General features: G+C 71.7%; 3 protein-coding genes and 1 pseudogene. 2 read left to right on the plus strand and 2 right to left on the minus strand.

Translation table 11 applies throughout. The annotated features are described in order from the left end of the window. Positions 1-90 precede the first annotated feature (90 nt). Positions 91-787: pseudogene (locus VR44_RS36210) on the minus strand (hypothetical protein). Between the two features lie 168 nt (positions 788-955). After that, the gene (locus VR44_RS36215) at positions 956-2,632 is read right to left on the minus strand and encodes a PucR family transcriptional regulator (RefSeq protein ID WP_045951908.1); all 1,677 of its coding nucleotides are present in this window, start codon (positions 2,630-2,632) and stop codon (positions 956-958) included. A 253-nt stretch (positions 2,633-2,885) separates the two neighbouring features. On the opposite strand from VR44_RS36215, the gene VR44_RS36220 reads away from it, so the two are divergent. Both VR44_RS36220 and VR44_RS36225 read left to right on the plus strand, forming a co-directional pair. Further along, the gene (locus VR44_RS36220; protein ID WP_045951909.1) at positions 2,886-3,779 is read left to right on the plus strand and encodes an FAD binding domain-containing protein; all 894 of its coding nucleotides are present in this window, start codon (positions 2,886-2,888) and stop codon (positions 3,777-3,779) included. Positions 3,780-3,781: 2 nt separating this feature from the next. Further along, positions 3,782-4,381, plus strand: a complete 600-nt coding sequence (locus tag VR44_RS36225) for a (2Fe-2S)-binding protein (RefSeq protein ID WP_045951910.1) — start codon at positions 3,782-3,784, stop codon at positions 4,379-4,381. Positions 4,382-4,553 lie beyond the last annotated feature (172 nt).

Raw genomic sequence — 4,553 nt, forward strand, 5'->3', positions numbered from 1 at the left:
CCCGCCCCGCGCAGCGGCAACGGTCCGCAGGCGACGGCCGGACCTCAGCCAGGGCCTGCGGCCCGCCCGGCCACCGACAGACGGAGTGCGTCAGGAAGGTACAGGCTGGAGCTGGTCCGCCAGCCAGGTGGGGATGCCGCCCAGAAGGTGGAAGAGGCGGCGCGCCTCCGCCCGCAGCCGCGAGGCCTCCGGCTCCGGTTCCGCCTCGGCCAGCGCGGCCAGCGCGGGGGCCGTGCCCACCAGGAAGCCGAGCTCCTCCCGGATCCTCAGGGACTCCGTGAAGCCCCTGCGCGCCTCGGCCACCTCCCCGTCCCGCAGCGCCAGCGCGGCCAGGTGGCGCCACGTGAAGGAAAGCAGCAGCGTGTCCCCGTGGGCCTCGGCACCAGCGTGGGCCCGGTGGTAGGCCGGCCGGGCCGCCTGCGGGGCGTCCGCCAGGTGTTCCGCGACCAGCCCCCGCCGGAAGTCCAGCAGCGGACGGGTCCGGGACCCCGCGGACAGCAGGGCCGCCGCCCGGCCCAGCGCCGAGCGGGCCTCGTCCGCCCGGTCCCGTACGCCGAGCACGGTCGCGGCGTAGGCCAGCTGGCCCCGCTCGCAGGCGGCCGCCCCCCGCTCGTCGTCGTTGCCGGCCGTGGCCTCGGCCGCCCGCAGCGCGTCCTCCGCCTCGCTCCAGCCCTGCCCGGTGAACAGGCACCGTTCCACCAGGAGCGCGGTCCAGCCGCCATATCGCCCGCTGGAGGGGGTCGTCGCCCCCGGTAGATCCCGCACCGGACATGGCGGTATCCGCCACATTGCCCTCCCCGAAGCAGCCAAGCAGCAACCAAGCAGCACGTCGTTGAGCCCTGGGGCGAAATGAGAGCACGGATCGGCGGCATCGGCCAAGGGGTCGGGTGAACTCTTTCACAAAGTCCGGACGGTTCGTCAGCGGCCCCCGTCCGGCCCCTTGGTCCGTATCCGGTCAGCTCATGCGCAGTGCCAGGAAGAAGTCCAGCTTGTCCTCCAGGCGCGAGAGGTCCCGCGCCGTCAGCTGCTCGATTCGCCCGACCCGGTAACGCAGCGTGTTGACGTGGAGGTGCAGCCGCGTCGCGCAGCGGGTCCAGGAGCCGTCGCAGTCGAGGAACGCCTCCAGGGTCGGGATGAGCTCCGCCCGGTGCCTGCGGTCGTAGTCCCGCAGCGGGTCCAGCAGCCGGGCCGTGAAGGCGCGGCGCACGTCGTCCGGCACGAACGGCAGCAGCAGCACGTGCGAGGCGAGCTCGTGGTGGCCGGCGGCGCAGACCCGGCCGGGCCGGGCGGCGGCCACCCGGCGGGCGTGCCGGGCCTCCTCCAGCGCACCGCGCAGCCCCTCGGCGGAGTGCACGGCCGCGCTGACGCCGAGGGTGAGCCGGCCGTCGTCGGCCAGACCGGCCGCCAGCGGCTCGCGTACGGCGGACAGCAGCGCGTCGGCGTGGAGGGCGGAGTCCGGGCCCTTGTCCTCGCCGGCGTCGCCGGGCAGCGCGGGCAGCGGCACGAGGGCGATCGCCTCGTCACCCGAATGGGCCACGGCGATCCGGTCGGACGGCTCCGGCCCGGACAGGGACGGGTCGACCAGGATCTCCTCCAGCAGCGACTGGGCCACCGGGCCACCGGGGATGTCCCCGCCCTCCCAGTCCACCCGCGCCACCACGACCTGCCAGTGCGGGGCGGTGCCCAGACCGGGCAGCAGCACGGGGGCGGCCACCCGCAGGCGGGCGGCGATCTCGGCGGGCGGCGCGCCCGTCTGGACCAGCTCCAGCACCTCCTGCGCCAGCCGGCGGCGCACCGTACGGGCCGCGTCGCGGCGGTCCCGCTCTACGGCGATCAGCTGGGTGACGCCCTGGAGCAGGTCGAGCCGCTCGGCGGGCCAGTCGCCCGCGTCCGCCTCGACGGCCAGCAGCCAGTCGGACAGGACGCTCTCGCGCACGTCACGGGCCCCGGGGCCCTGGCCCCGGCCCGCTCCCCTGATCGGGAAGAGGGAGTAGGTAATACCCTGGATGGACAGCCGGTGCGGGCCCCTGCGGCCGGTCCGGACCGCCGCGAGGTGCTCGCTCGCCAGCGTCGCGCAGACGCCCGGGGCCAGGGGTTCACCCGCCCCGGCGATCTGCCGCCCGGTGGGGGAGAGCACCCAGGCCCGCAGATCGAGGTCCGTGGTGAGCAGATCCAGCACCACATCGGGTCCGCCGCCCGCCGGCCCCGAGGTCATCAGCCGCCGGTGCCGGTCGACGACGGCCGCGAGGTCACCCGCGCGCTCGCCCGAGACCTGCCGCACCACGTACTCCGTGATGGTGGCGAATGCAACGTCCTCGTTCACGGCGAAGAGCGGGAGCCGGTTGCGCAGACAGGCCGAAACCAGATCATCGGGAATGTCGCCGAGTTCCGCTTCGCCGGCCGCGAGGCCCGCCACCCCCGCGCTCGCAAGGATTCGTACGAATGGCTCGGAGTCGGCTGAATTTCTTCGCCATGCCAGGCCGGTGAGGACGAGTTCTCCTCCGGAGAGGTATCGGCTGGGATCCCTCAGGTCGGTCGTCATGACCCCGCGGACCGTCCGGTCGAGTTCTTCCTCGCCGCCCAGCAGCCGCAGCCCCAGCGCCTCGGTTTCCAGCAGTGCGCGCAGCCGCATGATGTCGCCGCCGATCTGTCTCGAATGTTGCCGTTGGAAATCGGGCAGGTCGTCGCATCCTGCCTTTCATACGAATCTACAAGACGAGAGAGGTGCCCAGCCAACTCCTTCATGGTTTCGGTGACTGCACCCGGAGACGCGTGGCTTGTGTACTGGCTCCACACCGCGTTAACAGCACGTGAACGACCAGTCGAGGGCCCCTAGGCCTCCTGGCTTGAAGTGAACGGCCCGACTAAGAAGAAGAGAGCCGCACATGGACTTCCTTCGCCCCGCCAGCTGGGAGGAGGCACTCGCCGCCAAGGCCGAGTACCCCACCGCTGTGCCGATTGCGGGTGGCACCGACATCATGGTCGAGATCAACTTCGACCACCGCCGTCCGGAATACCTCCTGGACCTCAACCGCATCGAGCTGCTGCGGGAGTGGGAGGTAGGCGAGGAGGTCACCAAGCTGGGCGCCTCCGTTCCGTACACCCAGATCATGGAGAACCTGCGCGGCACGCTCCCGGGTCTCGCGCTCGCCTCGCACACGGTCGCGTCCCCGCAGATCCGCAACCGTGGCGGTGTCGGCGGCAACCTCGGCTGCGCCTCGCCCGCCGGTGACTCCCACCCCGCCCTGCTGGCCGCCGGCTGCGAGGTCGAGGTGGAGTCCGTACGCGGTTCCCGCCTGATCCCGATCGACGAGTTCTACACCGGTGTCAAGCGCAACGCGCTCGCCGCCGACGAGCTGATCAAGTCGGTGCACATCAAGAACGCCACGGGTCCCCAGCAGTACTCGAAGGTCGGCACCCGCAACGCGATGGTCATCGCGGTGTGCGGATTCGGCCTCGCGCTGCACCCCGACACCCGCACGGTCCGTACGGGCATCGGCTCCGCCGCCCCGACCCCGGTCCGGGCGAAGGCCGCCGAGGAGTTCCTGAACGCCGCGCTCGAAGAGGGCGGTTTCTGGGACAACGGCAAGGTCATCACCCCGTCGATCGCCAAGCAGTTCGGTGAGCTCGCGTCCGCCGCGTGCAACCCGATCGACGACGTTCGCGGCACGGCGAAGTACCGCCGTCACGCGGTCGGCATCCTCGCTCGCCGCCAGCTCGTCTGGACCTGGGAGCAGTACCGCGGCACCAACGGCCGCTCGCTTGAAGGGGCTGCGTAATCATGCGCGTCAATTTCACCGTCAACGGTCGTCCGCAGGAAGCCGACGACGTCTGGGAGGGCGAGTCCCTCCTCTACGTGCTGCGTGAGCGCCTGGGTCTGCCCGGCTCGAAGAACGCCTGTGAGCAGGGTGAGTGCGGTTCCTGCACCGTCCGCCTCGACGGCGTGCCGGTCTGTTCCTGTCTGGTAGCGGCCGGTCAGGTCGAGGGCCGCGACGTCGTGACCGTCGAGGGTCTGGCCGACTTCGCCAAGCAGCGCGAGGAGCACGGCCACGCCTGCGGCACCGGCGCCTGCGGCGGCGGCAAGGGCGTGTCCACGGACGAGGCCAAGCAGTGGTCCGCCAAGGGCACCGACTCCCAGACGGGTGAGGGCGTGGAGCTCTCCAACATCCAGCAGGCGTTCATCGACGCCGGCGCCGTCCAGTGCGGTTTCTGCACCCCGGGTCTGCTGGTGCAGGCCGACGCGCTGCTCGAGAGCAACTCGTCCCCGTCCGACCAGGACATCCGTGAGGCCCTGTCCGGCAACCTCTGCCGCTGCACGGGCTACGAGAAGATCCTCGACGCGGTCCGCCTCGCGGCCGCCCGTCAGGGAGAGGCTGTCTGATCATGGCCAACACCCGCACCACGCCTTCCGGGACCCCGACGAACGTCACCCAGAAGCACAACAAGGGCGGCATCGGCGAGTCCACGCTCCGCCCGGACGGCACCCTGAAGGTCACCGGCGAGTTCGCGTACTCCTCGGACATGTGGCACGAGGACATGCTCTGGGGCCAGAC

The sequence above is a fragment of the Streptomyces katrae genome (assembly GCF_000966975.1).
Lineage (GTDB): Bacteria > Actinomycetota > Actinomycetes > Streptomycetales > Streptomycetaceae > Streptomyces > Streptomyces katrae.

What these genes read in the sequence shown, in the direction of transcription:
- VR44_RS36220 (WP_045951909.1), top strand. Translation starts at nt 2,886, where the DNA reads ATGGACTTCCTTCGCCCCGCCAGCTGGGAGGAGGCACTCGCCGCCAAG.
- VR44_RS36225 (WP_045951910.1), top strand. Translation starts at nt 3,782, where the DNA reads ATGCGCGTCAATTTCACCGTCAACGGTCGTCCGCAGGAAGCCGACGAC.
- VR44_RS36215 (WP_045951908.1), bottom strand. Translation starts at nt 2,632, where the DNA reads ATGCGGCTGCGCGCACTGCTGGAAACCGAGGCGCTGGGGCTGCGGCTG.